The sequence below is a fragment of the Microbacterium sp. YJN-G genome (assembly GCF_015040615.1).
Lineage (GTDB): Bacteria > Actinomycetota > Actinomycetes > Actinomycetales > Microbacteriaceae > Microbacterium.
In genome coordinates this window covers 1,665,745-1,690,371 of sequence record NZ_CP060402.1, presented here as the reverse complement: position 1 = coordinate 1,690,371, position 24,627 = coordinate 1,665,745, and the positions used below count along the sequence as shown (strand labels likewise).

Sequence of the window (24,627 nt, the reverse complement as noted above, 5' to 3'; positions counted from 1 at the left end):
ATGTGTCACACTGTAACGCATGGACGTGCAGAGCGACAGTGCTGTCGAACCGCCGGAGATGCGCTGGAACGGGTGGGGCGATCCCGCCCTCGCCACCGAGCTCCCGCGTGCGGTTCGCGCGCTCCTGCCGCTGCTGCTGGGCCGTGTGCGCCGCCCCGAGCCGGCGCCGTCGATCGATGAGATCACCACGGACGACTCCCGGCTGGGACCCGATGATCTGCAGGCGCTGCACTCCGTCGTGGGACGGGACCACGTCCATACGGACGCCGAGACGCGCCTGCGCCGCGCCGGCGGACGATCCACCCCCGATCTGCTGCGCCGCCGTCAGCGCCGTCAGCGTGTGCCGGATGCCGTCGTGCGTCCGGCTGACCACGACCAGGTCGGCGAGCTGCTGCGCATCGCGGGGGAGCGGGGCATCGCCGTCATCCCCTACGGTGGCGGCACCAGCGTCGTCGGCGGCGTGGACCCGGATGCCGGAGAGCACGGCGCCGTGATCGCCGTGGACCTCGCCCGCCTCAGCGGACTCGTACGACTGGATGCAGTGAGCGGCGAGGCGGTGCTGAGGGCGGGCACCCGCGCGCCCGAGGCCGAGCGCCTGCTGGCCGAGCACGGGTTCGAGCTGGGGCACTACCCGCAGAGCTTCCGGTACGCGACCATCGGCGGCTTCGCCGCCTCCCGCTCCTCGGGCCAGAACTCCGCAGGTCACGGCCGGTTCGACGCCATGGTCACCGGCATCCGGATGGCGACCCCGACCGGTGACCTGGATCTCGGACGCGCCCCGGGGTCCGCTGCCGGCCCCGATCTCACCCGGCTCGTGCTCGGCTCCGAGGGCGCCTTCGGGGTGATCACCGAGGTGCGGGTGCGCGTGCATCCGGTACCCGCGGAGCGGATCGTCGAATCCTGGAGCTTTCCCGACTTCGCCACCGGTGCCGACGCGCTCCGCGCGGTCGCCCAGCGTGGCGGCGGGCCCACCGTCATCCGGCTCTCCGACGAGGCCGAGACGGGCGTGAGCCTGGCCCAGGTCGGGCGGATCGGCCGGGCGCTGGCGAAGGGTGCGAGCGCCGTGACCGTGTTCGAGGGCGAGGATGCCGAGCACCGGCGTGCACGCACCGCCGCACTGATCGCCGAAGCCGGTGGCACGAGCACCGGCCGCACGGCAGCGGAGGAATGGGCACGCACCCGGTTCGACGGCCCTTACCTGCGCGATGCGCTGCTCGATGCGGGTGTGTTCTGCGAGACGCTCGAGACGGCGGCCACCTGGTCGGGCCTGCACGGGCTGCGCGCAGCGGTGACCGATGCCCTGCGCGAGGGCTTCCAGGCCGCCGGTGCCAGGAGCTTCATCATGTGCCACGTCTCGCACGTCTATCCGACCGGAGCCTCGCTGTACTTCACGGTACTCGCGGGCGTGAAGGGCGATCAGCTGCGCACCTGGGAGGCGGTCAAGCACAGCGTCGGCGACGCGATCATGGCGGCGGGCGGCACGATCACCCACCACCATGCCGTGGGTCGTGACCACGCCCCCTGGCTGCGCGACGAGATCGGCGAGACCGGGATCCGCATCCTCCGCGCGATCAAGCGTGAACTCGACCCCCACGGCGTCATGAACCCCGGCGTGCTGATCCCGGACGGCCGCGGCGATGCCTGAGGGCACGCCGCGTCTCGCGGTGATCATCAACCCGACAGCGGGCAAGGGCCGTGGCGCGCACGCAGGCGACGAGGCAGTGCGGATGCTGCGCACGGCCGGCGCCGAGGTGCGCGTCTTGTCGGGTGATACCGCCGCACAGACGCGCATACTCGCGCACGAGGCGCTGCACGAGCATCCGGACGGCGTGGTGGTGGTCGGAGGCGACGGAACCCTGACCGGGATCGTCGACCTGCTCGCCGACGCCGGCCTTCCCCTCACGCTCGTGCCGGCTGGTACCGGAAACGACCTGGCCCGCGCCCTGGGCATCCGCACCGCTGACCCGCACGCGGCGGCCGCCGCCGCGCTGCGCGGACGGCCTCGGCGCATCGATCTCGGATCGATCACCTCGCAGGGGGTGAGCCGGCCGTTCCTCACCGTCGCGGCCCTGGGGTTCGACGCGAAGGTCAGTGAGCGCACCAACCGGCTGCGGCATCCCCGCGGTCCGCTGCGCTACTACCTCGCGATCGTCATCGAGGTGCTGAGGCTGCGCCCCACCGCGTTCGAGGTGAAGATCGACGAGGGCGTCGCGGTCGGGATGCCGGGAACCCTGCTCGCCGTCGGCAACACCGCGAGCTACGGCGGCGGGATGCCGATCTGTGCGGGGGCCGAGCCGGATGACGGCATCCTGGACGTCATGCACGTCGCCCCACTCGGCCGCCTGCGCCTGCTGCGCCTGTTCCCGCTGCTGCTGCGCGGCGCGCACCTCGGCAGACGCGAAGTCACACGCCGACGTGCGACGCGCGTGCGGGTGTCGGCCCCGGACCTCGTCGTCTACGCCGACGGCGAGCGCGTGGGCAGCGGAGAATGCGACATCACGATCCGGCCAGGCGCGCTGTCTGTCATGGCGCCGTCAGGAGGATGATCAGGGTGAGTGGAGGCAGGTGAGCGCATGTACGACGAGGACGTCGTGATCGTCGGTTCGGGCTTCGGAGGGGCGGTCGCCGCGCTGCGACTGGTCGAGAAGGGCTACCGGGTGCGGGTGCTCGAGGCGGGCCGCCGGTTCGAGGACGAGGATTTCGCGAAGACCTCGTGGGACGTGCGCCGCTACCTCTGGGCGCCGATGCTGGGCTGCTTCGGCGTGCAGCGCATCCACCGGCTGCCGCACGTGATGATCCTCGCCGGCGCGGGTGTCGGCGGCGGCTCGCTGAACTACGCCAACACCCTCTACGAGCCCGGCGCGGATTTCTTCGCCGACCGCCAGTGGCCGGCCGGCGCCGACTGGCAGCGGGAACTGGCGCCGCACTACGCCACGGCGAAGCGGATGCTCGGCGTCGTCGACCGCTATCCGCACACCGGCCCCGTGGAGCGGATCATGGCCGGCGCGGCCGCCGATCTCGGCGTCGAGGGCACCTTCCGGCAGGCGCCCGTCGGTGTCTTCCTCGGCATGCCCGGCGTGACGGTGCCCGACCCGTACTTCGACGGGGAGGGCCCGGCCCGCACCGGATGCACGCTGTGCGGCAACTGCATGGTCGGATGCCGTGTGGGCGCGAAGAACACCCTGATGAAGAACTACCTGGCCCTCGCCGAACGCCGCGGCGCCGTGGTCGAGCAGCTGCGCACCGTGACCGAGGTGCGCGAGGATCCGCGCGGCGGCTACCTGGTGACCTCGCAGCGCTCGGGAGCCTGGTTCCGGCGCCGGCGGCGGACGATCCGTGCCGAGCAGGTCGTGTTCGCGGCGGGAACCTGGGGCACGCAGCATCTGCTGCACCGCATGCGGGCGTCCGGTGCGCTGCCCAGGGTCTCCGCCGCGCTGGGGCGGCTCACCCGCACCAACTCCGAGGCGCTCGACGGCGCGGTCGCGACCCGGGTGACGGATGCCGCCGGCTACGCGCACGGAGTCGCCATCACGACGTCGTTCCACATCGACGAGCGCACGCACGTCGAGAACGTGCGCTACGGCCCCGGCTCGAACCTGATGGGAGCCCTGGCGACGGTCCTCGTGCCGGGAGACCGGTCGTTCCCGAGGCGACTGGGCGCACTGCTGGGGCAGGTCGTGCGGCATCCGATCCGCCAGTTCCGGCTCGCGAACCTGCACCGCTGGAGCGAGCGCGGCATCATCGCCCTGGTCATGCAGACCGCCGACAACTCGCTCACCCTGTCGCTGCGCCGCCGGTTCGGACGCGACGTGCTCACGAGCCGCCAGGGCCACGGTGCGCCCAACCCGTCGCACCTGCCACAGGCGCATCGGGCGGCAGCGGCGATCGCGACCCGGATGCAGGCCGAGACGGGGGTGCGCACCGAGCCGCGCGGTTCGTGGCCCGAGGTGTTCGGCATCCCGCTCACCGCGCACTTCCTCGGCGGCGCCGTGATCGGCGCCTCACCGGCGGAGGGCGTCGTCGACCGCTTCAACCGGGTGTGGGGTCATCCGGGGCTGCACGTCGTCGACGGCGCAGCCGTGCCGGCGAACCCGGGGGTGAACCCTTCGCTGACCATCACCGCCATCGCCGAGCGGGCGTTCGCCGGGTGGCCCCGCAGAGGTGAGCAGGACGAGCGGCCGCCGCAGACGCAGCCGGACGAGAACGGGCTCAGTTGAGCGCGTGCAGGGCGGCCACGGCATCCGGGGCCCGGTCGCCGTCGCGCATCGCGGTCGAGAGCAGGTAGCCGTCGGTGAGGGCGTCGCCGGTCACCATGACCCGCACCACCTCGACACCGCACGCTCTGCGCACCTCGTCCGCGCACGCGGCGAGCACCCGCGCGTTGATGACGTCGTTGTGGGGCAGGTCGGCGCCCTCGAGCATCCGGATCTGATCCCGCAGAGCGGCGCCGACGATGTTCGATGCGCGTTCCTTGACGTTCACGACGTCGAGCTCGAAGATGCGCAGATCGCGACCCGTCGTGATCGGCCGCCATTCGAACGACGCGTGCACGCGGTGCTGATGCCCCTGCGCCCCGGTCATCTCGCGGGCCGGCAGATCGGTCGCACGGCACCGCGCGTCCACGAGCCGGTACCAGTAGAACAGCGGGAAGGCGCCGTGGGAGCCGGGGTGCAGCACCACGACCTCGCCGACCGCTCCGCCTGCGGCGGTCTTGCGGCGCGGCGGACGGTTGCGGATGATCGGCTTGCCGTTGCGGGTGCGGATCGCCGCCCAGCCCTCGTCTACGGTGACGACGAAGAGCTTCATGAGTGCCGGGACCACCAGGAGCACCGTGAGGATCGCGGTGCCGGACTTCAGCAGGTTCGACATCCCCTTGCCGCTGAGCATCGTCATGACCAGGTCCATGTCACTACTGTGCCTGCTCGGACGGTGCTGTTTCCGCGAGACGGGGGCGTGCGAGCCGGAGTTCATGCGGTGTTTCCCCAGCGTTCCAGCAGAACGGGCGGGAGGATCAGCCCTCCCGCCCGTCTCGCTGTGCCGCCGGTCAGTCCGCGGCGATGCCGCGGATCGGCGGGTGGTGGAACGTGTCGCCGAACACCCGCTCGGATGCCCCCTCGCGGTCGAGGTACGGCGAGGCGCCGCCGTCGATGAACGGCCAGCCGGCGCCGAGGATGAGGCAGAGGTCGATGTCCTCGACCTCGGGGACCACTCCCTCGTCGAGCATGATCCGGATCTCCTGCGCGAGGCCGTCCTGCACGCGCTGCAGAATCGTCTCGGCCGACGCCGGGCTCGATCCGACGGCACCCTTGAGGGTCTTCTCGGCGGCCTTGGTCCATCCGGTGACACGGCCGCCCTTATCCTTCTCGACGACCTTGTCCAGCTCAGCCAGCGCGTGGAAGTTCTCGTTGGCGTAGAACCGGTCGGGGAAGGCGCGCACCATGGTGTCCTGCACGTGCGCGGCGACCTTCCAGCCCACCAGGTCGATGAGCTGGAACGGACCCATCGGCAGTCCCAGGGGAGCGAACGCCTTCTCGACGTCGGCGATCGGCGTGCCCTCGTACACGGCGCGGGCCGCCTCGCCCATCACCTTGGCGAGCAGTCGGTTCACGACGAATCCGGGGGCGTCGGCCGTGAGCACGGCGTTCTTGCGGAGACCCTTCGCGACCACGAACGCCGTCGAGAGCGCGGCATCCGTGGTGTGCGGGGTGCGGACGATCTCGATCAGCGGCATCACCGCGACCGGGTTGAAGAAGTGGAAGCCGACCAGCCGCTCGGGGTGGGCGAGCTTCGCGCCGATCTCCTCGACCGACAGCGACGAGGTGTTCGTGGCGAGGATGGCGTCCTCGGCGATGATCTTCTCGATCTCGCCGAACACCTGCTGCTTGACGCCGACCTCTTCGAAGACCGCCTCGATGACGAAATCGCAGTCCGCGTACAGGCTCTTGTCGGTCGTGCCGGTCACCAGCGAGCGCAACTTGTTGGCGGAGTCACCGTCGAGACGGCCCTTCGCCTCGAGCTTGCCGATCTCGTCGTGGATGTACGCCACGCCCTTGTCGACGCGGGCCTGATCCAGATCGGTGATCAGCACGGGCACCTGCAGCCTGCGCACGAACAGCAGCGCGAACTGGCTCGCCATGAGACCCGCACCGATGATGCCGACCTTGGTGACCTTCTTCGCGAGCTCCTTGTCGGGCGCGCCGACCGGGCGCTTGGCGCGCTTCTGCACCAGGTCGAAGGCATACATCGACGCGGCGAACTGGTCGCCGGTCACGAGTTCTGCCAGCGCCTCGTCCTCGCGGGCGAAGCCCTCGGCTTTCGAACCGCTCTTCGCCCTGTCGAGCAGATCGAGTGCGGCGTACGGCGAGCGCGGCACCATGCCGATCTTCGACTCGAGCATGCCGCGGGCCATCTTGATCGCCACCGGCCACTTGACCGTGCGCTCGATCTTGCCCGGTGCGTTCCTGCGCTCGACCTTCCTGCCGCCGAGCACGGCGTCGGCCCAGGCGAGCGAGTTCTCCAGGAAGTTCGCCGCCGGGAAGATCTCGTCCATCAGTCCCAGCTCGTGCGCCTGCTGCGGCGTCAGCATCCGGTTCTGCTTGAGCGGGTTCGAGATGACGACCTCGAGGGCGTTCTCGATGCCGATCAGGTTCGGCACGAGGTAGGCGCCGCCCCAGCCGGGGATGATGCCGAGGAACACCTCGGGCAGCGCCAGCGCCGCCGCCGAGGCGTCGACCGTGCGGTAGCTGGAGTTCAGCGCGATCTCCATGCCGCCGCCGAGGGCGAGACCGTTCACGAACGCGAACGACGGCACACCCAGTTCGGACAGCGAGCCGAGCACCTTGTGCCCGAGCTGTGCGATCAGGCGCGCGTTGTCCTTCGAGCCGACGCGGCTGATGTCGGAGAGGTCGGCGCCGGCGGCGAGGATGTACTGCTTGCCGGTGATGCCGACCGCCTGGATCTCGCCGGCGGCGGCACGCGCCTTCAGCCCCTCGAGGGTCTCGCCGAGCTCGGTGAGCGTGGCGGGGCCGAGCGTGTTCGGCCGGGTGTGGTCGCGGCCGTTGTCGAGGGTGATCAGCGCCAGGACCCTGCCCGAGGCGAGGCGGATGTCGCGCACGGGGGAGTGCGTGACCACCTCGCCCTCGGTGAGGGCCATGATGGGCGAGAAGTCGACGCCCGCGTACTGCTCGTGGATCGTGTCAGCCATCGGGGTCACTTCCTCTTCTTTCCGTCGTAGAACGGGTTCTCCCAGATGACCGATCCGCCCTGGCCGAGGCCGACGCACATGGCGGTGAGGCCGTAGCGCACGTCGGGGCGCTCGGCGAACTGCGCCGCCAGCTGGATCATCAGACGGACACCGGATGCCGCGAGCGGGTGGCCGAGGGCGATCGCGCCGCCCCACTGGTTGACCCGCGGGTCGTCGTCGGCGATGCCGAAGTGGTCGAGCAGCGAGATCACCTGGATCGCGAAGGCCTCGTTCAGCTCGAACAGGCCGATCTCATCGATCGTCAGACCCGCCTTCTTGAGCGCCTTCTCGGTCGACGGGATGGGGCCGATGCCCATGATCTCGGGCTGCACGCCCGCGAACGCGAACGACACCATGCGCATCTTCGGGGTGAGGCCGAGCTCCTTCACCGCGCCGCCGCCGGCCAGCAGCGACATGGTCGCCCCGTCGGTGAGCGGCGAGGAGGTGCCGGCGGTGACACGCCCGTGCGGCCGGAACGGCGTCTTCAGGCTCGCGAGGTCGTCCATCGTGGTCTGTGGGCGGCGACCCTCATCCTCGGTGGCAAGACCCCAGGCGCCGTCGGCGCCCTTGATCGCCACGGGCACCAGGTCGGCCTGGAACTTGCCCGCCTCGTAGGCCGCCTGCACCTTGTGCTGGCTGAGCATGCCGAACCGGTCGGAGCGCTCCTTGGTCAGGTGCGGGAAGCGGTCGAAGATCCGCTCGGCCGTGACGCCCATGTTCAGGGCGCCGGGGTCGACCATCTTCTCGGCGACGAACCGGGGATTCGGGTCGGCGTTGCCGCCGATCGGGTGGTGTCCCATGTGCTCGACGCCGCCCGCGATCGCGAGGTCGTACATGCCGATGCCGATCGAGCCGGCCATCGTGGTCACGGCGGTCATCGCGCCGGCGCACATCCGGTCGATGGCCAGGCCCGGCACGGTCTGCGGGAGGCCCGCGAGGATCGCGACCGAGCGCCCGAGGGTGAGGCCCTGGTCTCCTGTCTGAGAGGTCGCGGCGATCGCGACATCATCGATGCGGTCACCCGGGACGGATGCGTTGCGCTCCATCAGGCCGATGGTCGCCTTGACGGCGAGGTCATCCGCGCGGGTGTTCCAGTACATGCCCTTCTCGCCGGCGCGCCCGAACGGGGTGCGCACTCCATCGACGAAGAAGACGTCCGAGATCTCGGCCACTCTGCCTCCATTTGGTTGGTATGCGCCCAGCCTAGAAGCGGGGTGGAGGCGCCTGGAATCGGTTGGATCGAACCTACGAAGCCGCTTCCACGGCATCCGATGCCGTTTGTGGCCCTTCTTCAAAGGCGGTGGCGATCTTCTGTGCAGTATGCGCAATCTGCCAGGGTCGCGCGCCGAGCTCGGCGAGCGAGGCGCCGATCGCGTCGGCGGTGAGTGCCGGCGGCTGCCAGGCGACGCGGCGCAGGTACTCCGGCGTCAACAGGTTCTCGGTGGGCATGTGCAGGTCCTCGGCGGTCGCTTCGACCACCGGGCGCGCTGCCTTCAGGCGCAGATCGGCCTCGGGGTTGCGGTCGGCCCACGCGCGGGGAGGCGGCAGGGCGTCGCTGGGCACGCGCTCGCGGGGCAGCTGCTCCGTGCTGCGGCCGCGCTCGATGGCGGCCCACCACCGATCCAGCTGAGTGCGGCTGGCGCGCCCGTTGAACTCCTTGAGCCCGGCCAGTGCGGCCTTGCTCTGCGGCGCGGCGAGGATGGCGGCGAGCAGTGAGCGGTCGGGGACGAGCCGCCCCGGCGAGACGTCGATCTGCTGCGCGTACTCCTCGCGGGCCGTCCACAGTTCACGGGCGATCGCGAGCTGACGCGCGCCGCGTACCCGGTGCAGTCCGCTCAGCCGGCGCCAGGGCTCCTCGCGCGGCGGCTTGGGCGCCCGGGCGAGGGTGGCCTCGAACTCCTGGCGCGCGATCTCGGTCTTGTCGGCTTCGGTCAGCTCGCCGGCGAGCACGTCGCGCACGTCGATGAGGTGCAGCACGTCGAGCGCGGCGTACTCCAGCCACGGCCCGGGAAGCGGGCGCGTGGACCAGTCGGCCGCCGAGTGCGCCTTGGCGAGACTGATGCCGAGCGCGTGCTCGACGACCGCGGCCAGGCCGAAGCCGTCGTTGCCCAGCAGCCGTGATGCGAGCTCGGTGTCGAAGATGGCAGGCGGGACGAGCGACAGCTCGCGCAGCGAGGGCAGGTCCTGGCTGGCGGCATGGAACACCCACTCGGCGTCGCCGATGGCATCCTGCAGCGGCGCGAAGTCGCCGAGGGCGGGCGGGTCGAAGAGGAAGACGCCGGCGTCGCGCCGGAACACCTGCACGAGGTACGCGCGCTGCGAGTAGCGGAAGCCGGATGCCCGTTCGACATCGACCGCGACGGGGCCGTCCGCGGACGCCAGGATGCGGCAGGCATCCTCGAACTCCGTGCGGTCGCCGATCACGGAGTATTCAGCCACGTCCGCCCTTTCTCGCGCCGAACACGGCGACGTCCTCGGAACCCGGCGGCAGACCCGCCAGCATTCCCACCAACTCAGCCCATGCTTCCACATGCAGCCGCAGCGGGGCTTCGGGGGTCCAGGACGCGCGCAGCTCGATCTGCGCGCCGTCGCCCTCGTCGGCGAGTCCGCCGAACCCCTTCGAGATCATCTTCGTCGACGTGCCGGATGCCGAGTGGTACACGGCCCCGCGGGAATCCAGGGCATCCACGAGCCACGACCAGGCGACGTCCGCCAGCAGGGGATCGGTGCCGATCTCGGGCTCCAGAGGCGCCTGCGCGAACGCGATCACGCGCCACGCGCCGCCCCAGGCCGCGGGCTCGTCGGGGTCGTGCAGCAGCACGAACCGTCCGGTGCCGTATGCGGAATCCCCATGATCATCGGGCCGGATGTCGGCGGCGAGCGCGATGGCATACGGTGCCAGCCCCGCAGGCGAGGGGATCTCACGCACGACGATGTCAGCGCGGAACGGCGTCTCACGCAGCTCTGCCGCAGCCGCTTCGAAGAGCGCGGCGGCATCCGGGTGTGCGGTCACGAGGACAGGCTAGAGTCAGGAGGCGATGAAGAGTCTCAGGCACGCCGTAACCATCGCCGTCCCCGCGCTTGTGGCCCTCGCGGCCGCTGCGGCGATCGCGGTGCTCACGACCGCGCGCCGCGTCGTCACGCCGGCCGTGCGCCGCGCCGACACGCGCATCCTCGCCGTCGACACCGGCGCGCAGACCATCGAGCTGAACCGCACGCTCGACACCGAGCTGCCCGGCCGCTACGGGCTGTTCACCACGGGCACCTACGGGTACGTCAAGCTCGGTGCCGTGCTCAGCGCGGATTCGAAGAGCGTGCGCCGCAAGCTGCTCACCCAGATCGACGCGGGCGCCCAGGTGGACCGGGATGCCGCGTTCAGCGGCTGGTACTACACCACGCCGGGCGAGCTGCATCTGCCCTGGGAGACCGTCCTGATCGGCTCACCCGCAGGCCCCTGCCCCGCCTGGCTGTTCCCCGCCGAATCCGACACCTGGGTGATCCAGGTGCACGGCCGTGGCGCCACCCGCTCGGAGTGCCTGCGCGCCGTGCCGGTGTTCCACGCGATGGGGCTGCCCGTGCTGGTGGTCTCGTACCGCAACGACGGCGAGGCGCCGCGTTCGCGCGGCGGTCGGTACGCCCTCGGCGCTTCGGAGTGGCGCGACGTGGACGCGGCGATCGGCCACGCGCTGCGGCGCGGTGCCCGGCGCGTCGTGCTGATGGGCTGGTCCATGGGCGGCGCGCTCGTGCTGCAGACGGCGGTCTCGTCCGGGCACCGCTCGGCCATTGCCGGCGTGATCCTCGAATCCCCGGTCGTCGACTGGCGCACGGTGCTGAGGTTCCAGGCCCGGGAGGAGGGGTTGCGCGAACCCATCCCGGCTCTCGCCATGGGCGTGCTGGAGAACACCCTCACCGCACGGCTGGGCGGCGCCGAGGAGGCGATCCCGTTCGACCGGCTCGACATGGTCGCCCGCGCATCCGAGCTGGAGGCGCCGGTGCTCATCCTGCACAGCGACGACGACGGCTTCGTCCCGGCGGACGCATCGCACGCCCTCGCCGCGGCGCGCCCCGACATCGTGACGATGCTGCCGTTCTCGGTCGCGCGGCACACCAAGCTGTGGAACTACGACCAGGCCGGCTGGACGTCCGCGATCACCGACTGGATGCGGACCCAGGCATTCAGCTCCGCTGTCTGATCTGGTTCTTCGCGCGCATCAGCATCCCGGTCATCCCGCCGATGCGCAGCGGAGACACGAGACGCGTGAGGCCCAGGCTCTGCGGATAGTCGTTGGGGATGGCGAGCACCTCTTCGGGGGAGAGCCCGGTGATGCCCTGTACGAGGATGCTGGCGAAGCCTCGCGTGGTCGGGGCCTCGGGCGGCGCCGTCGCGTGCATGGCGACGACGCCGTCCTCGACCTCGACGTGGATGTAGACGGGGGACTGGCACTCCGCGACCCGCTCGTACATCTCGGGGTGGCTCGCGACCTCCGCCGAGACCGGGGGCAGCTCGTTCGCGAACTCCAGCAGCAGCTCGAGGCGATCGTCCTCGGGCAGCGAGAGGAAGTCCTCGCGGAACTCGGCGAGCGTGTCGGGGACGTGCGTGTCAGTCATCCGTGCAATTGTCCCACCGTCAGAGCGAGCCGGGCTCGCTGCCGCTGACGATCGGCACGCGCACGGCGCTGCCCCACTCGGTCCAGGATCCGTCGTAGTTGCGCACGTTCTCGAAGCCCAGCAGGTGCTTGAGGACGAACCAGGTGTGGCTGGAGCGCTCACCGATGCGGCAGTACGCGACGATGTCGTCGCCGTCGGCGATGCCGGCGCCGTCGCGGTAGATCGCCTCGAGCTCGGCGCGCGACTTGAAGCCGCCATCCTCGGCGACGGCACGGCCCCACGGCACGTTCTGCGCGGTGGGGATGTGCCCGGCGCGCAGGCTGCCCTCCTCGGGGTAGGCCGGCGCGGTGGTCCGCTCGCCGTTGTACTCCTCGGGCGAGCGCACATCGATCAGCGGGCCCTTGCCGATGAAGGCGACCACGTCGTCCTTGTAGGCGCGAAGCACCGAGTCGTCACGCTCGACGACGGGGTAGTCGGTGGCGGGGCGCACGGTCTTCTCGGTCGTGATCTCACGACCCTCGGCGATCCACAGGTCGCGGCCGCCGTCGAGCAGGCGGACATCCTCGTGCCCGAACAGCGAGAAGACCCACAGGGCGTAGGCCGCCCACCAGTTGTTCTTGTCGCCGTAGATGACGACGGTGTCGTCGCGCGAGATGCCCTTGCGGCTGAGCAACTCCGAGAAGCCCTCGCCGTCGACGTAGTCGCGCACGACCGGGTCGTTGAGCTCGGTGTGCCAGTCGACCTTCACCGCGCCGGGGATGTGCCCGGTCTCGTACAGCAGCACGTCCTCATCGGATTCCACGACGACCAGACCCGGCGTGCCGAGGTTCGCCGCCAGCCATTCCGTGGTGACGAGGCGGCCGGGTGCGGCGTACTCGGCGAACTTGGCGGATGAGGTGTCGTGCTCGACAGTCACAGTTGCTCCTCTGGGTTCAGGACGCGGGGTGGGTGAGGCGACGGCGTAAAGTTGAGCCGTCACCTTTGACGATAGATCCCTTCGTGCGGGCCCGCATCCGGATCGTAAGACTATGACCTCAGGAATGTGATGACCCAGCAGACCAGCACGGGAGTGGTGCATCTCACCCAGCGCACCCCCGTCGTCACCGGACCCGAGATGCTGGCGAGCCTGGTACCCCCGCCGCAGTTCGACGACGCCACCTTCGACAGCTACCGCGCCGATCCCGCCTACCCCTCGCAGGAGGAGGCGAAGCAGACGCTGCAGCGCTTCGCGGGCCGAAGTGAGCCGGTGAAGAAGGCAGGACTGTTCCGGCGGGCGCCCAAGGAGGCTCCGATGAAGCCGGGCGTCTACCTGGACGGCGGGTTCGGTGTCGGCAAGACCCACCTGCTGGCATCCGTCTACCGCGCGCTGCCCGCCCGCCGGAAGTACTTCGGATCGTTCATCGAGTACACCGCGCTGGTCGGCGCGCTCGGCTACCGCAACACCGTGGATCTGCTGCGCGGCGCCGACCTGCTGTGCATCGACGAGTTCGAGCTCGACGACCCGGGCGACACCATGGTGATGACGCGGCTGCTGGGCGAACTCGTCACGTCGGGCACCAAGCTCGCCGCCACCTCGAACACGCCGCCCAACGCCCTCGGCGAAGGGCGATTCGCCGCGCAGGACTTCCTGCGCGAGATCCACGCCATGTCGGCGAGCTTCGAGACGCTCCGCATCGACGGCGTCGACTACCGGCAGCGCGCGATCGACGGCACCGCGGTGACGCTCGACGACAGCGCCTACGCGCAGCGCGTGGGGGATGCCGCGGCCGCCGGCACGGCATCCGACGATGACTTCTCCGACGTCATCCGCCATCTCGCCCAGGTACACCCCTCCCGGTACATCCGCCTCATCGACGACCTCGACGTGGTCGGCCTGCGCGACGTGCGCGAGCTCACCGACCAGTCGGAGGCGCTGCGGTTCGTGGCCTTCGTCGACCGCGTCTACGACGCGCAGCTGCCGGTCGTCGCCACCGGCATCCCGCTCAACGACGTCTTCGCCGACGAGATGCTCGGCGGCGGGTACCGCAAGAAGTACCTGCGCGCCATCTCTCGTCTGAACGCGCTCACGCACACCGCTCCGGATGCCGCGTAACGCGACGTTCACACACCCGCGTCCGCTGTAACACGCACGCAACACGCCGCGCGCGTGCCGGAAACACGGCGCGCGCAGACTGAGCCTCGTTCGAGTCCTTTGAAGGAGGTTCCAGATGGATGCTGCGGGAAACATCTCGTGGGTGATCACGGCCACCGCCCTGGTGCTGCTGATGACGCCGGGAGTGGCGTTCTTCTACGGCGGCCTGGTCAAGGCGAAGAGCGTCATCAGCATGATGATGATGAGCTTCGGCGCGATCGGGCTGATCGCCGTGCTGTGGGTGCTGTACGGCTTCTCGATGAGTGCCGTGTCCGACCCGGCGCAGTTCGCAGGCAACCCCTTCGCGGACTTCGGGCTCGTGGAGACCTCCGCCGGTGACGGGGCCAATGTCGCCCTGCTCAGCGTCGCCTACGGTGCCACGTTCGCCATCATCACCGTCGCCCTGATCTCGGGCGCGATCGCCGACCGTGCACGGTTCGGGCCGTGGCTGATCTTCGTCGGCGTGTTCGGCACGCTGGGGTACTTCCCGATCGCCGCGTGGGTCTGGGGCGGCGGCTGGATCATGAACCTCGGCACGACCCTGTTCGGTGCCGACAGCGGCATCGCCGTGATCGACTACGCCGGCGGCACCGCCGTGCACATCAACGCCGGAGCCGCCGCCCTCGCCCTCGCGCTCGTGCTGGGCAAGCGCATCGGGTTCCAGAAGGGCATCCAGAAGCCGCACAACGTGCCGCTGACGCTGCTGGGCGCCGCTCTGCTGTGGTTCGGCTGGTTCGGCTTCAACGCCGGCGCCGAGTGGCTCTCGGAGGACATGGGCGGCGTGGGCCTGATCGCCATCAACACCCTGGGCGCGGCGGCGGCCGGCATCCTGGGCTGGATCCTCGTCGAGCGCGTCAAGGACGGAAAGCCGACCTCGGTCGGCGCGGTCTCGGGTCTCGTGGCGGGTCTGGTCGCCATCACGCCGGCGTGCGCGAACCTCACTCCCGGTTGGGCGCTGCTGCTCGGCGCGCTGGCGGGTGTCGCCTGCGCCCTCGCCGTCGACCTGAAGTACCGCTGGGGCTTCGATGACTCGCTGGACGTGGTGGGCCTGCACCTGGTGGGCGGCCTGCTCGGCACGGTCTATCTGGGCTTCTTCGCGACCGGCCAGGGCCTGTTCACCGGGGGCGACTGGCGTCTGCTGGTCGTGCAGGTGATCGCGTCCGGCGGGGTGCTGATCTACTCGTTCCTGGTCGCGCTGGTCATCGGCTTCGCGATCGAGAAGACGATCGGCTTCCGCGTCACCACCGAGGACGAGGTCGCCGGGGTCGACTTGGTCGTGCACGGCGAGGCGGGCTACGCCCTGGCCGAGTAGCCGTGGGTAGGGTGGGCAGGTGACTTCGAACAGGAGCATCCTGTCCACCCTCGCCGGCATCCTGACCCGGATGCTGGCCAAGGACGACCCGAAGCGTCCGGTGCGCCCACGGCGCCCGGACGCGAAGCTGCGTCCCGAGGGACGCAGCACGGCCCGGGAGCGGGCCGGGGAGGATGCTGCGGGCCGGATGCCCGGCGCGCAGACCGTGCAGGTGGATCCCGAGCGCATCCGCGATGTGCAGGTCGGCTACTCGCCCTCGCGCAACGACGTGCCGGATTCGGGCGAGATCATCTGGACCTGGGTGCCGTACGTCGAGAACGACGGCCGCGGCAAGGACCGCCCGGTGCTCGTCATCGGCAGGCACACATCGGATCGCGTCTACGCGGTGCGCATGACCAGCCGCGACAGGGACGGTGACCGCGACTACCTGCCGATCGGCTCCGGCTCCTGGGATGCCAGGGGCCGCGAGTCATGGGTCGACATCGAGCAGCTGTACAGCGTGCACCACGAGGGGATGCGGCGCGAGGCCGCGATCCTCGACGAGCGTCGCTATGCGCGCATCGCGGATGCGCTGGTGCACCGCTACGGGTGGGCTCGCGCCTGAGCTGAAGTCGTCGGATGCCGGCTTCGCGGAGCGGATGCGGGTGGAGGGGGAGCGATGAGCCATCATCACGGCGCCGGGCTCGGTGCCAGGGAGGATCTGGAGGCGCGGATCGAGCAGTACCGCGAGCTGATCCTGCGCAGCCTCGACGGCCTCACCGAGGAGCAGGCCCGGGCCGAGATCGTTCCGGGCAGGCCCTCGCTGCTGGGCGTCGTGCGGCACACGGCCTTCGTCGAGGGGGTGTGGTTCGCCGAGGCGGTCGACGGAACCACCCGGCCCGCACTGGGGCTGCCGGTGTCGACCGCGAACTCGTGGAAGACCCGCAAGGTCGACAGCATCGCTTCGGTCACCGCGCTGTGCCGCCGCATCAGCGACATCGCCCGGACGAACCTGGCGGGGCGCGACCTCGACGAGATCGTGCACGGCCGCGGCGAGCGCACCGTGCGCAGCCTGTACACGCACGTGCTCAGTGAGCTGGCCTGGAACACCGGCCAGCTCGACATCCTGCGTGCACTCGTCGTCGCGGCATAGCCGGCACATCCGATTGGGAGAGTGCTCCGAACAACCTTCACGCCGCATCCGCGGCGGTTCTGAAGGAGGAATCATGCGCTTCATCCCCACCAAGGTCCACGGTGTTCTCGACTACCTGGTCGGCATCGCGCTGATCGCGGCGCCCTGGCTGTTCGGCTTCGCCGCTGTCGGCGGCGCGGCCGTCGTGATCCCGATCGTGCTCGGCGTCGGGCTGATCGTGTACAGCCTCTTCACGAAGTACGAATGGGGCCCGTTCGGTGTCATCCCCATGCCGGTGCACCTGGTCTTCGACGTCGTGGCCAGCGCGTTCCTGGCGCTCTCGCCGTGGCTGTTCGGCTTCGCCGACGCGGCACTGAACGTCTGGCTGCCGCACGTCGTCGTCGGTGCCACAGTCATCCTCGTCGTGCTGCTGTCCAAGCCGACGCCCGAGACGATCCGCGGTGACGCAGCAGCGAGGGGGTCGCTCGCCTGATCCCGGATACGGAGAGAGGCCCGGAGCCCGCGATTCTCGCGTGACTCCGGGCCTCTCGGCTGTGGGCGATACCGGACTCGAACCGATGACCTCTTCCGTGTGAAGGAAGCGCGCTACCAACTGCGCCAATCGCCCCTGTGATGTTGTGTCGTGCGCGGTGGCACAGATCAAGAGCATACCCGATCCGGCGGCCCGCGCTGACACCGGACGGCGGGCCGGGCGTGGCGTCAGGGGAGCGGAGAGGCGTGACACGCCCGGCGGCGGGGCGCGGTTTGGTGATGGGCCGATCCTGGGCTAATGTATTTCAAGTGCCCGGGACGCCGGGCAACGAAATGCGGATGTAGCGCAGTTGGTAGCGCATCACCTTGCCAAGGTGAGGGTCGCGAGTTCGAGTCTCGTCATCCGCTCGAATGCAGGAGCCCCTTCGGGGTTTCGGCATGTGGGTTCGAATCCACCTTACGGTGGCGTGGCCGAGTGGCTAGGCACCGGCCTGCAAAGCCGTTTACACGGGTTCGAATCCCGTCGCCACCTCTCAGCACAACTGAATACGCCTTCATAGGCGCGATTGGCGCAGCGGTAGCGCGCTTCCCTGACACGGAAGAGGTCACTGGTTCGATCCCAGTATCGCGCACACGAGAAAACCCCGGTTCAGCCGGGGTTTTTGCATTTCCCGGGCGCAGGCGTGCGCGCCGGCATCCGACGTTCTCAGCGCCAGTGGCCGGCAGTGCCGCCGCGTAGGAGCGTGTGAGCCACTCGCTACCGTTCCCGGGCGTTCGCCATAGCGGCGTCGATGAGTACCTCCGCGGCACCGCGAGCCTGCACCGCGACCTGCGGATCCGCGGAGATGGCGGCAGTGCTCTGGGCGCCTTCCGCGAGGATCGAGAGCTGCGCGGCGAGCGACGGTGGTGCTCCGATCCCGGCGACGAGCTCGGCCATGTACCCCTGGAAAGACGCCTTATGCGCACGAACGATCCGGCTGACGTCCGGGTTCGTGCCCCCGAGTTCACCGAAGGCGTTGATGAACGCACAGCCACGGAAGTCCCCGACGCAGAACCACTGCTCGAGGTATCCGTAGACCGCGAGCAGTCCCGCGCGGGGATCGGTGCCCGCAGCCGCCACCGCAGCGGTCAGCGCCGAATCCCACTGCTCGTGCCTGCGCTGCAGCACCGCCGTGATGATGTCGCTCTTCGAGGGGAACAGGGCGTACAGGCGCTTGAGCGACACGCCGGCCGCCGCGCGCAGCTCATCCATCCCGACAGCGCCGAATCCCTTGCGGTAGTACAGCTCCTCGGCGGCGGCGAGCACCTTCTCGCGTGCGTTCTCATCGATCGTGCGCCCAGTCTACTTGACACGAGAACGCGCGTTCTCTACTGAATCCCACACCGCGAGAACGCGCGTTCTCGCGCGCTACCGCGTGATCACCTACGACCGCCGCGGTTTCGGTCAGTCCTCGAAGGTCGGCACGGGATATGACTACGACACCTTCGCCGCCGACCTCAACGCGGTGCTCGAGACGCTCGACCTGCGCGACGTCGTGCTGGTCGGCTTCTCGATGGGGACGGGCGAACTCGCCCGCTACGTCTCGCTCTACGGTCACGAGCGCATCGCGAAGCTCGCCTTCGTCGCCTCGCTCGAGCCCTTCCTCGTACAGCGCGATGACAACCCCGAGGGTGTGCCGCAGGACGTCTTCGACGGCATCGCCGCCGCGGCCAAGGGTGATCGCTACGCGTGGTTCACGCAGTTCTACGACGACTTCTACAACCTTGACGAGAATCGCGGCACTCGCATCAGCCAGCAGGTCGTCGACGCCAACTGGAACCTCTCCGTCACGAGCGACCCGGTCGCCGCATACGCCGTCGTGCCGGCCTGGATCGAGGACTTCCGCGCAGACGTCGAGGTCGTGCGCGAAGCAGGCAAGCCGACGCTGATCCTGCACGGCACGAAGGACAACATCCTTCCGATCGATGCGACCGCACGCCGCTTCCACCAGGCCGTCCCCGCCGCCGAGTACGTCGAGGTGGAGGGCGCACCCCACGGGCTGCTCTGGACGCACGCCGACGAGGTCAACGCAGCGCTGACCGGCTTCCTCGCACGCTGAAACCCCGGATTTCCGGGGGTTACGTCGTATCCAGGGGATGCATAGCCACCTGCGATGCCCGCCGTCAAGCCCCTGCACGCGAAGGCGGCCACTCCGTAACGTCAGTCACAACAGGCGCGTGGCGCCCTGACGAAAGGAGTCGAGGTGAACATCCTCTTCATCATCATCGCCGTCGTGGCGATCGTGCTCGCGATCACCGGTGGCCTCGTGCAGTCGCTGAACTTCCTGCTGTGGGTGGGGCTGGTCCTGCTCGCCCTCGCCGTGATCGCGTGGCTGATCCGGGCCATGACCGGCCGCAACACGACGTGACCGACGAACCCTTCTCGTGGGAGGAGTACATCGCTCCCGACGAGCAGGAGATCGCTGAACGTCTTCGCGCGCTGCGGGTCCACCCCGCAGCGCGCGAAGACGCGCAGGAGGGCCGTCAGCCGCCGAAGATCGAAGCCCTCGGCGGGCATCTGCTCTTCAGCATCTGGGACCTCGATCCCAAGAGCGTCTCGGGCCGCCCCGACGAGATCGTGGTGCTCATCGGCGCCCATCGGATCCTGACGATTCAGCGCAGCGAAGACGGGCGCGTGCGGTCGCTGCGCCCGATCATCCGCGGTGCCACCGCCAATGAGGAGCTCCCCACCGATACGCCGCTACGTGCCGCCTACCGCATCCTCGAGGCGGTGGTGCACGATTACGTCCACGCCGTCCGCGCCATCGAGGACGAACTCGACGGCGTCGAGGCCGAGGTCTTCGACGACTCCGTGCTCGAGGATCATGAGCGCATCTACCGGCTGCGCCGGAGGATCGGCCGTGTCGACCGGGCCGTCTCGGCACTCGCCAAGGCCATCGACACCGCGCCGCGCGAGGCACTCGACCTGCTCGACGAGGATGACGCCCTGCAGCCGTACCTGCAGCACATGCACAACGACCTGGACGCCCTCGCCGATCTGCTCGCGAGCCAGCGTCTCGCCCTGGATGCCGTGGTCTCCAGCCACGAGAGCAACGTGTCCTCGCGGCAGAACCAGGACATGCGCACGATCGCGGCCGTGGCGGCGCTGCTGGCGATCCCGACCGTGGTCGGCGGGATCTACGGCATGAACTTCAAGGACATGCCGCTGCTGCACACCCCCGGCGGCTGGGCCGTCATCCTCGGGATCACCGCCGTGCTGGATGTGATCGCCGTCTTCGAGTTCCGTCGGCGGGGCTGGCTGGGCGAGGCGCCGCGCCGGGATCGGTGATCCCCGCGGAGACGCATGCGGGGACGCGGCGTCGGCCCTCATCGCAGGCCGTGGCGGCCGGGAACGCGCGTCGGCGTAGACTTGCGACATGGAATCCCTGGCGACCCCTCTCGTGACCTCTGTCACGGGCGTCGTCACGCGAACTACGGGCGCCTGAGCGGGCAGGGCGCGGCCGCGCCCGCAGCTGAGTCGCCTCATTCCATCGTCAATCTGGAGAATCCCCGTGTCAGACATCGCCCAGCCCCGCGTCGAGAAGCGCGATGGCTTCGCCCTGTTCACCGATCGTTCCGTCATCGCCATGCGCGTCAACGGCGTGCTCAAGGACCTCGCGGCCACCATCACCGAGACCGACGTGGTCGAACCGGTCAGCCTCGACAGCCCTGCCGGCCTCGACATCCTGCGCCACTCCACGGCGCACGTGCTCGCGCAGGCGGTGCAGCGTATCCGCCCGAGTGCGAACCTCGGCATCGGCCCGTTCATCACCGACGGCTTCTACTACGACTTCGGCGTCGACGAGCCGTTCACCCCCGAGGACCTCAAGGCCATCTCGAAGGAGATGCAGCGCATCGTCCGCGACGGCCAGCGCTTCACCCGCCGCGTCGTCACCGAGGACGAGGCCCGTGCCGAGCTCGCGAACGAGCCGTTCAAGCTCGAGCTGATCGACCTCGCGGGGGGACCCGGTTCCGGTGCGGATGCGGCCGAAGGGGCATCCGTCGAGGTCGGAGCCGGCGAGCTGACCATCTACGACAACGTCACCAAGGACGGCGAGGTCGCCTGGAAGGACCTCTGCCGCGGCCCGCACGTGCCCAGCACCCGCATGCTCGGCAACGGCTGGGACCTCACCCGCGTCGCCGCCGCCTACTGGCGCGGCAGCGAGAAGAACCCGCAGCTGCAGCGCATCTACGGCACCGCGTGGCCCAGCAAGGACGAACTGCGCGCCTACCAGGAGCGCCTCGCCGAGGCCGAGCGGCGCGACCACCGCAGGCTGGGCGTCGAGATGGACCTCTTCTCGTTCCCCGACGAGATCGGCTCGGGACTGGCGGTGTTCCACCCCAAGGGCGGCATCATCCGCTACGAGATCGAGGAGAACCTGCGCCGTCATCTGCTGCGCAACGGCTACGACGTGGTGAACAGCCCGCACATCACCAAGAAGGACCTGTTCCAGACCTCGGGCCACCTGCAGACCTACGCCGACGGCATGTTCCCCCCGATGCACCTCGATGAGGTCGTCGACGACGAGGGCAACGTCACCCGCCAGGGCCAGGACTACTACCTCAAGCCCATGAACTGCCCGTTCCACAACCTCATCTACCGCGCCCGCGGACGCAGCTACCGCGAACTGCCGCTGCGTCTGGCCGAGTTCGGCACGGTGTACCGCTACGAGAAGAGCGGCACCCTCTCGGGCCTCACCCGCGTGCGCGGCCTGACCCAGGACGACGCCCACATCTACGTCACGCAGGACCAGGTGCGCGAGGAGCTCGCCACCAACCTCAATCTCGTGCTCGAGCTGCTGCGCGACTACGGGCTGAACGACTTCTACCTCGAGCTGTCGACCAACGAGGAGGGCAACCCGAAGTTCCTCGGCGAGCCCGAGCAGTGGTCGACCGCGATCGAGACCCTGCGCGAGGTCGCCCTCGAATCGGGCCTCGAGCTCGTCGCCGACCCGGGCGGCGCCGCCTTCTACGGCCCGAAGATCTCGGTGCAGGCACGGGATGCCATCGGCCGCACCTGGCAGATGTCGACCATCCAGCTCGACTTCAACCAGCCCGAGCGCTTCGAGCTGGAGTACACCGGCTCCGACGGCGCCAAGCACCGGCCGGTCATGATCCACCGCGCCCTGCTGGGCTCGGTGGAGCGCTTCTTCGCCATCCTGCTCGAGCACTACGCGGGCGACTTCCCGCTGTGGCTGGCCCCTGTGCAGGTCGTCGGGGTTCCGGTGGCAGACCAGTACGCCGATTATCTCGACGACGTGATCGGCCAGCTGCGCGCCGCCGGCGTCCGCGCCGACGTCGACCACTCCGACGACCGGATGCAGAAGAAGATCCGCAACCACACCACCGGCAAGGTGCCGCTGATCCTCATCGCGGGGGAGCAGGATCGCGCCGCAGGCACGGTCTCGTTCCGCTTCCGCGACGGTTCGCAGGAGAACGGCGTGCCGATCACCGCCGCGGTCGACCGCATCCGCGCCGCCATCGCCGCCCATGCGCGGGTGATGACCTCCGAGGATCTGGCGTGATGCTCCGTCTGACTGCGCCCGCTCGGGAGGCGGCCCATGGATGAGCACGAGAGGCCCGTCGAGGACGGCGGGCACCTGGCCGGCGTGCCGGACGAGTTCCAGCGGCTGTGGACCCCGCACCGGATGGCGTACATCCAGGCGGGCCCCGAGGTGCTGCGCGAGCAGTGCCCGTTCTGCGAGGCGCCGAAGCATCCAGACCCGGAGCGGCTGATCGTCGCACGTGGCGAAACGGCTTTCGTGCTGCTGAACCTGTTCCCGTACAACTCCGGACATCTCCTGGTGTGCCCGTACCGCCACATCGCGACCTACGACCAGGCGACGGACGAGGAGGTCGCCGAGATCGGCGCCCTCACCCAGACCGGGATGCGGGTGCTGCGCGAGGTCTCGCGGTGCGACGGGTTCAACCTCGGCATGAACCAGGGAGCGATCGCCGGCGCCGGTGTGGACTCGCACCTGCACCAGCACATCGTGCCTCGTTGGACGTCGGACGCGAACTTCTTCCCGATCATCGCGAAGACCAAGGCGCTGCCGCAGCTGCTCGGCGAGGTGCGGCAGGCTGTCGCGCACGCGTGGCCTGTGGACAACTGAATCCGCAGCGTTCCCGGTGACAGACTGAGAGCACAGATTCTCAGGGGGGAACCATGGTCGCTGTATTCTGCCGTCCATCACCGGGCACCCGGATCGCCGGAGTCGTCGCGACGGCGGCGATCGCCATCGCCGTCCTGGCGGGGTGCACCGCCGGCACGGCTGACGAGTCCGCACCGCCGGCGACTGCGGCATCATCATCTCCGTCACCCGATCCCACGTCGGGGACGGCCTTCGAAGACCCGGAGATGGAGGATGCCTTCGCCGAGCGGGATGCGTTCTTCGCCGAACAGGGCTTCGAGGGCAGCCGGCCCCTCACCGCGAAGACCGACGCTCAGAGGGCTCTGGTGCAGGCGCAGAAGGAATGGACCGAGCAGCAGGGCGAGGTCTGGGATGAGCGGACCGAATCGATCCTGCTCGCGCTGGGATCGGACACGTGCGAGACGGGCATCCTCAATCAGCACAGGATCGATGCCCCCATGCTGAAGCGGCTGATCGTGTCGTCGCCGCTGACGGCAGAGCTGATCCCCGCGGACGCGTCGCCCGAGCGGGCCGCCCTGTACGAGCGCAACATCGCCTCGATGTCGGTCTTCAGCGCGTCGTACCTGTGCCCGGCCGACACGGATGCCTGGCAGGCCGCCTTCACGACGGCCTACCCGGGCTGACGTCCCTCGGTGGGCTCCGAGGTCAGCGCACCTGGTGGTTCAGCGCACCTGGCGTGCCGTGAACTGCAGACGCGGGTGCGCGTAGAACTCCTGCGACTCGATGAGCTGCAGCTCGCGGTCTCCCGAGTCCAGGGTGCGCTGCAGCAGATCGAACACGCTCGACACGGTGCGCTCGAGCGCCGCCTTCGCATCGCCGGTGGAGACGTAGTGCGCGGTGAACAGCGCCGCGGTCACATCGCCCGATCCGTTCGCCTTCATCGGCAGTTGCGGGGTCGCCACGAGCCAGGCGCCCTTGTCGTCGACCGCGAGCATCTCGATCGTGCCCTCCTCGCAGTCGGGACGCTCGACGGAGGTCACCAGCACGGTCGACGGGCCCATCGCGCGTGCGGCGTCGACCGAGGCGAGCGTGGACTGGAGATCTGACGGCTCGGTGCCGGTGAGGAAGCCGAGTTCGAACTGGTTGGGCGTGATGATGTCGGCCACGGGCACGACCTTGTCGCGCAGCAGCACCGGGATGGCGGGAGCCACGAAGCATCCGGACTTGGCGTTGCCCATCACCGGGTCGCACGCGTACACGGCATCCGGGTTGGCGGCCTTCACCCGCGCGACGGCGTCGATGATGACGTCGGCGATGCCCTCGCCGCCCTGGTAGCCGCTGAGCACCGCGTCGATCTGCGGGAAGACGCCGCGCTCCTCGATGCCGGTGACGACCTCTCGCACGTCGCTCGGATCGATCATCGGACCGCGCCAGGCGCCGTAGCCGGTGTGGTTCGAGAAGTTCACCGTGTAGACCGGCAGCACCTCGACGCCGATGCGCTGCAGCGGGAAGACGGCGGCCGAGTTGCCGACGTGGCCGTGCGCGACGGCCGACTGGATCGAGAGGATCTTCATCCTGCCATCCTCTCACCCGGCCGGA

At 69.6% G+C, this 24,627-nt stretch carries 23 protein-coding genes, 4 tRNA genes and 1 pseudogene; 18 read left to right on the top strand and 10 right to left on the bottom strand.

Annotated features, from left to right (window positions below; genetic code table 11):
- The first annotated feature begins 19 nt into the window (after positions 1–19).
- The 3 genes from H7694_RS07970 to H7694_RS07960 are packed head-to-tail and all read left to right on the top strand — an operon-like array spanning position 20 to position 4,217.
- Positions 20–1,645, top strand: coding sequence for an FAD-binding oxidoreductase (locus tag H7694_RS07970; RefSeq protein WP_227468349.1), 1,626 nt, complete (start codon positions 20–22; stop codon positions 1,643–1,645).
- Entirely contained in the window at positions 1,638–2,546 is a 909-nt protein-coding gene (locus H7694_RS07965; RefSeq protein ID WP_193598958.1) for a YegS/Rv2252/BmrU family lipid kinase, read from the top strand. The genes H7694_RS07970 and H7694_RS07965 overlap by 8 nt, the downstream gene beginning before the upstream one ends.
- 27 nt (positions 2,547–2,573) lie before the next feature.
- The gene (locus H7694_RS07960) at positions 2,574–4,217 is read left to right on the top strand and encodes a GMC oxidoreductase (protein WP_193598957.1); all 1,644 of its coding nucleotides are present in this window, start codon (positions 2,574–2,576) and stop codon (positions 4,215–4,217) included.
- Here the strand turns inward: H7694_RS07960 and H7694_RS07955 are convergent.
- The 5 genes from H7694_RS07955 to H7694_RS07935 form a co-directional block, all read right to left on the bottom strand.
- Positions 4,210–4,905 carry an SPFH domain-containing protein gene (locus H7694_RS07955; protein ID WP_193598956.1) on the bottom strand — a complete coding sequence of 232 codons (696 nt, stop codon included), beginning with the start codon at positions 4,903–4,905 and terminating at the stop codon, positions 4,210–4,212. The genes H7694_RS07960 and H7694_RS07955 overlap by 8 nt on opposite strands.
- A 139-nt stretch (positions 4,906–5,044) precedes the next feature.
- Complete coding sequence (locus tag H7694_RS07950; RefSeq protein WP_193598955.1) at positions 5,045–7,204, bottom strand: 3-hydroxyacyl-CoA dehydrogenase NAD-binding domain-containing protein; 2,160 nt, start codon at positions 7,202–7,204, stop codon at positions 5,045–5,047.
- A 5-nt stretch (positions 7,205–7,209) separates the two neighbouring features.
- Positions 7,210–8,415, bottom strand: coding sequence for a thiolase family protein (locus H7694_RS07945; RefSeq protein ID WP_193598954.1), 1,206 nt, complete (start codon positions 8,413–8,415; stop codon positions 7,210–7,212).
- 73 nt (positions 8,416–8,488) lie between these two features.
- A complete protein-coding gene (locus H7694_RS07940; RefSeq protein WP_227468348.1) occupies positions 8,489–9,682 on the bottom strand; it encodes a ribonuclease D in 1,194 nt (397 codons plus the stop codon).
- Positions 9,675–10,256, bottom strand: coding sequence for a DUF3000 domain-containing protein (locus H7694_RS07935; protein ID WP_193598952.1), 582 nt, complete (start codon positions 10,254–10,256; stop codon positions 9,675–9,677). Before H7694_RS07935 ends, H7694_RS07940 begins: the two co-directional genes overlap by 8 nt.
- A gap of 25 nt (positions 10,257–10,281) precedes the next feature.
- Here H7694_RS07935 and H7694_RS07930 point away from each other — a divergent pair, with 25 nt between their 5' ends.
- On the top strand, positions 10,282–11,436 hold the full coding sequence (locus H7694_RS07930) for an alpha/beta hydrolase family protein (RefSeq protein WP_193598951.1): 1,155 nt from the start codon (positions 10,282–10,284) through the stop codon (positions 11,434–11,436).
- Here H7694_RS07930 and H7694_RS07925 read toward each other — a convergent pair.
- Positions 11,420–11,851 carry a SufE family protein gene (locus H7694_RS07925; RefSeq protein ID WP_193598950.1) on the bottom strand — a complete coding sequence of 144 codons (432 nt, stop codon included), beginning with the start codon at positions 11,849–11,851 and terminating at the stop codon, positions 11,420–11,422. The two genes, H7694_RS07930 and H7694_RS07925, sit on opposite strands and share 17 nt — an antisense overlap.
- Before the next feature lie 19 nt (positions 11,852–11,870).
- The gene (locus H7694_RS07920) at positions 11,871–12,767 is read right to left on the bottom strand and encodes a sulfurtransferase (RefSeq protein ID WP_193598949.1); all 897 of its coding nucleotides are present in this window, start codon (positions 12,765–12,767) and stop codon (positions 11,871–11,873) included.
- Between the two features lie 129 nt (positions 12,768–12,896).
- Between H7694_RS07920 and zapE the strand changes: the two genes are divergently transcribed.
- The 5 genes from zapE (at position 12,897) to H7694_RS07895 (ending at position 16,898) form a co-directional block, all read left to right on the top strand.
- Positions 12,897–13,943 carry a cell division protein ZapE gene (gene zapE / locus H7694_RS07915; RefSeq protein WP_193598948.1) on the top strand — a complete coding sequence of 349 codons (1,047 nt, stop codon included), beginning with the start codon at positions 12,897–12,899 and terminating at the stop codon, positions 13,941–13,943.
- Between the two features lie 115 nt (positions 13,944–14,058).
- Positions 14,059–15,294, top strand: a complete 1,236-nt coding sequence (locus H7694_RS07910; RefSeq protein WP_193598947.1) for an ammonium transporter — start codon at positions 14,059–14,061, stop codon at positions 15,292–15,294.
- 19 nt (positions 15,295–15,313) lie between these two features.
- On the top strand, positions 15,314–15,898 hold the full coding sequence (locus H7694_RS07905) for a type II toxin-antitoxin system PemK/MazF family toxin (protein WP_227468347.1): 585 nt from the start codon (positions 15,314–15,316) through the stop codon (positions 15,896–15,898).
- A 54-nt stretch (positions 15,899–15,952) separates the two neighbouring features.
- Positions 15,953–16,426: a DUF664 domain-containing protein gene (locus H7694_RS07900; protein WP_193598946.1), complete on the top strand. Its 474-nt coding sequence runs from the start codon at positions 15,953–15,955 to the stop codon at positions 16,424–16,426.
- Between the two features lie 73 nt (positions 16,427–16,499).
- Positions 16,500–16,898, top strand: coding sequence for an SPW repeat protein (locus H7694_RS07895; RefSeq protein ID WP_193598945.1), 399 nt, complete (start codon positions 16,500–16,502; stop codon positions 16,896–16,898).
- Positions 16,899–16,960: 62 nt separating this feature from the next.
- Here H7694_RS07895 and H7694_RS07890 read toward each other — a convergent pair.
- A tRNA-Val gene (locus tag H7694_RS07890) sits at positions 16,961–17,033 on the bottom strand.
- Positions 17,034–17,232: 199 nt separating this feature from the next.
- On the opposite strand from H7694_RS07890, the gene H7694_RS07885 reads away from it, so the two are divergent.
- From H7694_RS07885 to H7694_RS07875, 3 genes are all read left to right on the top strand, one after another.
- A tRNA-Gly gene (locus H7694_RS07885) sits at positions 17,233–17,305 on the top strand.
- Between the two features lie 53 nt (positions 17,306–17,358).
- A tRNA-Cys gene (locus tag H7694_RS07880) sits at positions 17,359–17,429 on the top strand.
- Between the two features lie 28 nt (positions 17,430–17,457).
- Positions 17,458–17,529: transfer RNA gene (locus H7694_RS07875), tRNA-Val, on the top strand.
- Positions 17,530–17,654: 125 nt separating this feature from the next.
- Here H7694_RS07875 and H7694_RS07870 read toward each other — a convergent pair.
- Positions 17,655–18,203 (bottom strand): TetR/AcrR family transcriptional regulator, encoded by a 549-nt coding sequence (locus H7694_RS07870; protein ID WP_227468346.1) that lies wholly within the window; start codon positions 18,201–18,203, stop codon positions 17,655–17,657.
- A gap of 97 nt (positions 18,204–18,300) precedes the next feature.
- Between H7694_RS07870 and H7694_RS07865 the strand changes: the two are divergent.
- The 6 genes and pseudogenes from H7694_RS07865 to H7694_RS07840 form a co-directional block, all read left to right on the top strand.
- Positions 18,301–18,996, top strand: a pseudogene (locus tag H7694_RS07865) (alpha/beta fold hydrolase); the annotation flags it as partial.
- 144 nt (positions 18,997–19,140) lie between these two features.
- A complete protein-coding gene (locus tag H7694_RS07860) occupies positions 19,141–19,305 on the top strand; it encodes a hypothetical protein (protein ID WP_193598944.1) in 165 nt (54 codons plus the stop codon).
- Positions 19,302–20,225: a CorA family divalent cation transporter gene (locus tag H7694_RS07855; RefSeq protein ID WP_193598943.1), complete on the top strand. Its 924-nt coding sequence runs from the start codon at positions 19,302–19,304 to the stop codon at positions 20,223–20,225. Before H7694_RS07860 ends, H7694_RS07855 begins: the two co-directional genes overlap by 4 nt.
- Positions 20,226–20,523: 298 nt before the next feature.
- Positions 20,524–22,461: a threonine--tRNA ligase gene (gene thrS, locus H7694_RS07850; protein WP_227468382.1), complete on the top strand. Its 1,938-nt coding sequence runs from the start codon at positions 20,524–20,526 to the stop codon at positions 22,459–22,461.
- A 36-nt stretch (positions 22,462–22,497) separates the two neighbouring features.
- On the top strand, positions 22,498–23,049 hold the full coding sequence (locus tag H7694_RS07845; protein ID WP_193598941.1) for an HIT family protein: 552 nt from the start codon (positions 22,498–22,500) through the stop codon (positions 23,047–23,049).
- A gap of 53 nt (positions 23,050–23,102) precedes the next feature.
- Positions 23,103–23,711: a hypothetical protein gene (locus H7694_RS07840; RefSeq protein ID WP_193598940.1), complete on the top strand. Its 609-nt coding sequence runs from the start codon at positions 23,103–23,105 to the stop codon at positions 23,709–23,711.
- Positions 23,712–23,750: 39 nt separating this feature from the next.
- Here the strand turns inward: H7694_RS07840 and pdxY are convergent, their stop codons facing one another.
- Entirely contained in the window at positions 23,751–24,602 is an 852-nt protein-coding gene (gene pdxY, locus H7694_RS07835; RefSeq protein WP_193598939.1) for a pyridoxal kinase PdxY, read from the bottom strand.
- Positions 24,603–24,627 lie beyond the last annotated feature (25 nt).

Bases quoted from the DNA above. Each gene is read 5' to 3' on its own strand.
- H7694_RS07960 (WP_193598957.1), top strand. From the start codon at position 2,574: ATGTACGACGAGGACGTCGTGATCGTCGGTTCGGGCTTCGGAGGGGCG.
- H7694_RS07950 (WP_193598955.1), bottom strand. From the start codon at position 7,204: ATGGCTGACACGATCCACGAGCAGTACGCGGGCGTCGACTTCTCGCCC.
- H7694_RS07930 (WP_193598951.1), top strand. From the start codon at position 10,282: ATGAAGAGTCTCAGGCACGCCGTAACCATCGCCGTCCCCGCGCTTGTG.
- H7694_RS07840 (WP_193598940.1), top strand. From the start codon at position 23,103: ATGGTCGCTGTATTCTGCCGTCCATCACCGGGCACCCGGATCGCCGGA.
- H7694_RS07845 (WP_193598941.1), top strand. From the start codon at position 22,498: ATGGATGAGCACGAGAGGCCCGTCGAGGACGGCGGGCACCTGGCCGGC.
- pdxY (WP_193598939.1), bottom strand. From the start codon at position 24,602: ATGAAGATCCTCTCGATCCAGTCGGCCGTCGCGCACGGCCACGTCGGC.
- zapE (WP_193598948.1), top strand. From the start codon at position 12,897: ATGACCCAGCAGACCAGCACGGGAGTGGTGCATCTCACCCAGCGCACC.
- H7694_RS07910 (WP_193598947.1), top strand. From the start codon at position 14,059: ATGGATGCTGCGGGAAACATCTCGTGGGTGATCACGGCCACCGCCCTG.
- H7694_RS07900 (WP_193598946.1), top strand. From the start codon at position 15,953: ATGAGCCATCATCACGGCGCCGGGCTCGGTGCCAGGGAGGATCTGGAG.
- thrS (WP_227468382.1), top strand. From the start codon at position 20,524: ATGCGCGTCAACGGCGTGCTCAAGGACCTCGCGGCCACCATCACCGAG.
- H7694_RS07895 (WP_193598945.1), top strand. From the start codon at position 16,500: ATGCGCTTCATCCCCACCAAGGTCCACGGTGTTCTCGACTACCTGGTC.
- H7694_RS07955 (WP_193598956.1), bottom strand. From the start codon at position 4,905: ATGGACCTGGTCATGACGATGCTCAGCGGCAAGGGGATGTCGAACCTG.
- H7694_RS07925 (WP_193598950.1), bottom strand. From the start codon at position 11,851: ATGACTGACACGCACGTCCCCGACACGCTCGCCGAGTTCCGCGAGGAC.
- H7694_RS07970 (WP_227468349.1), top strand. From the start codon at position 20: ATGGACGTGCAGAGCGACAGTGCTGTCGAACCGCCGGAGATGCGCTGG.
- H7694_RS07965 (WP_193598958.1), top strand. From the start codon at position 1,638: ATGCCTGAGGGCACGCCGCGTCTCGCGGTGATCATCAACCCGACAGCG.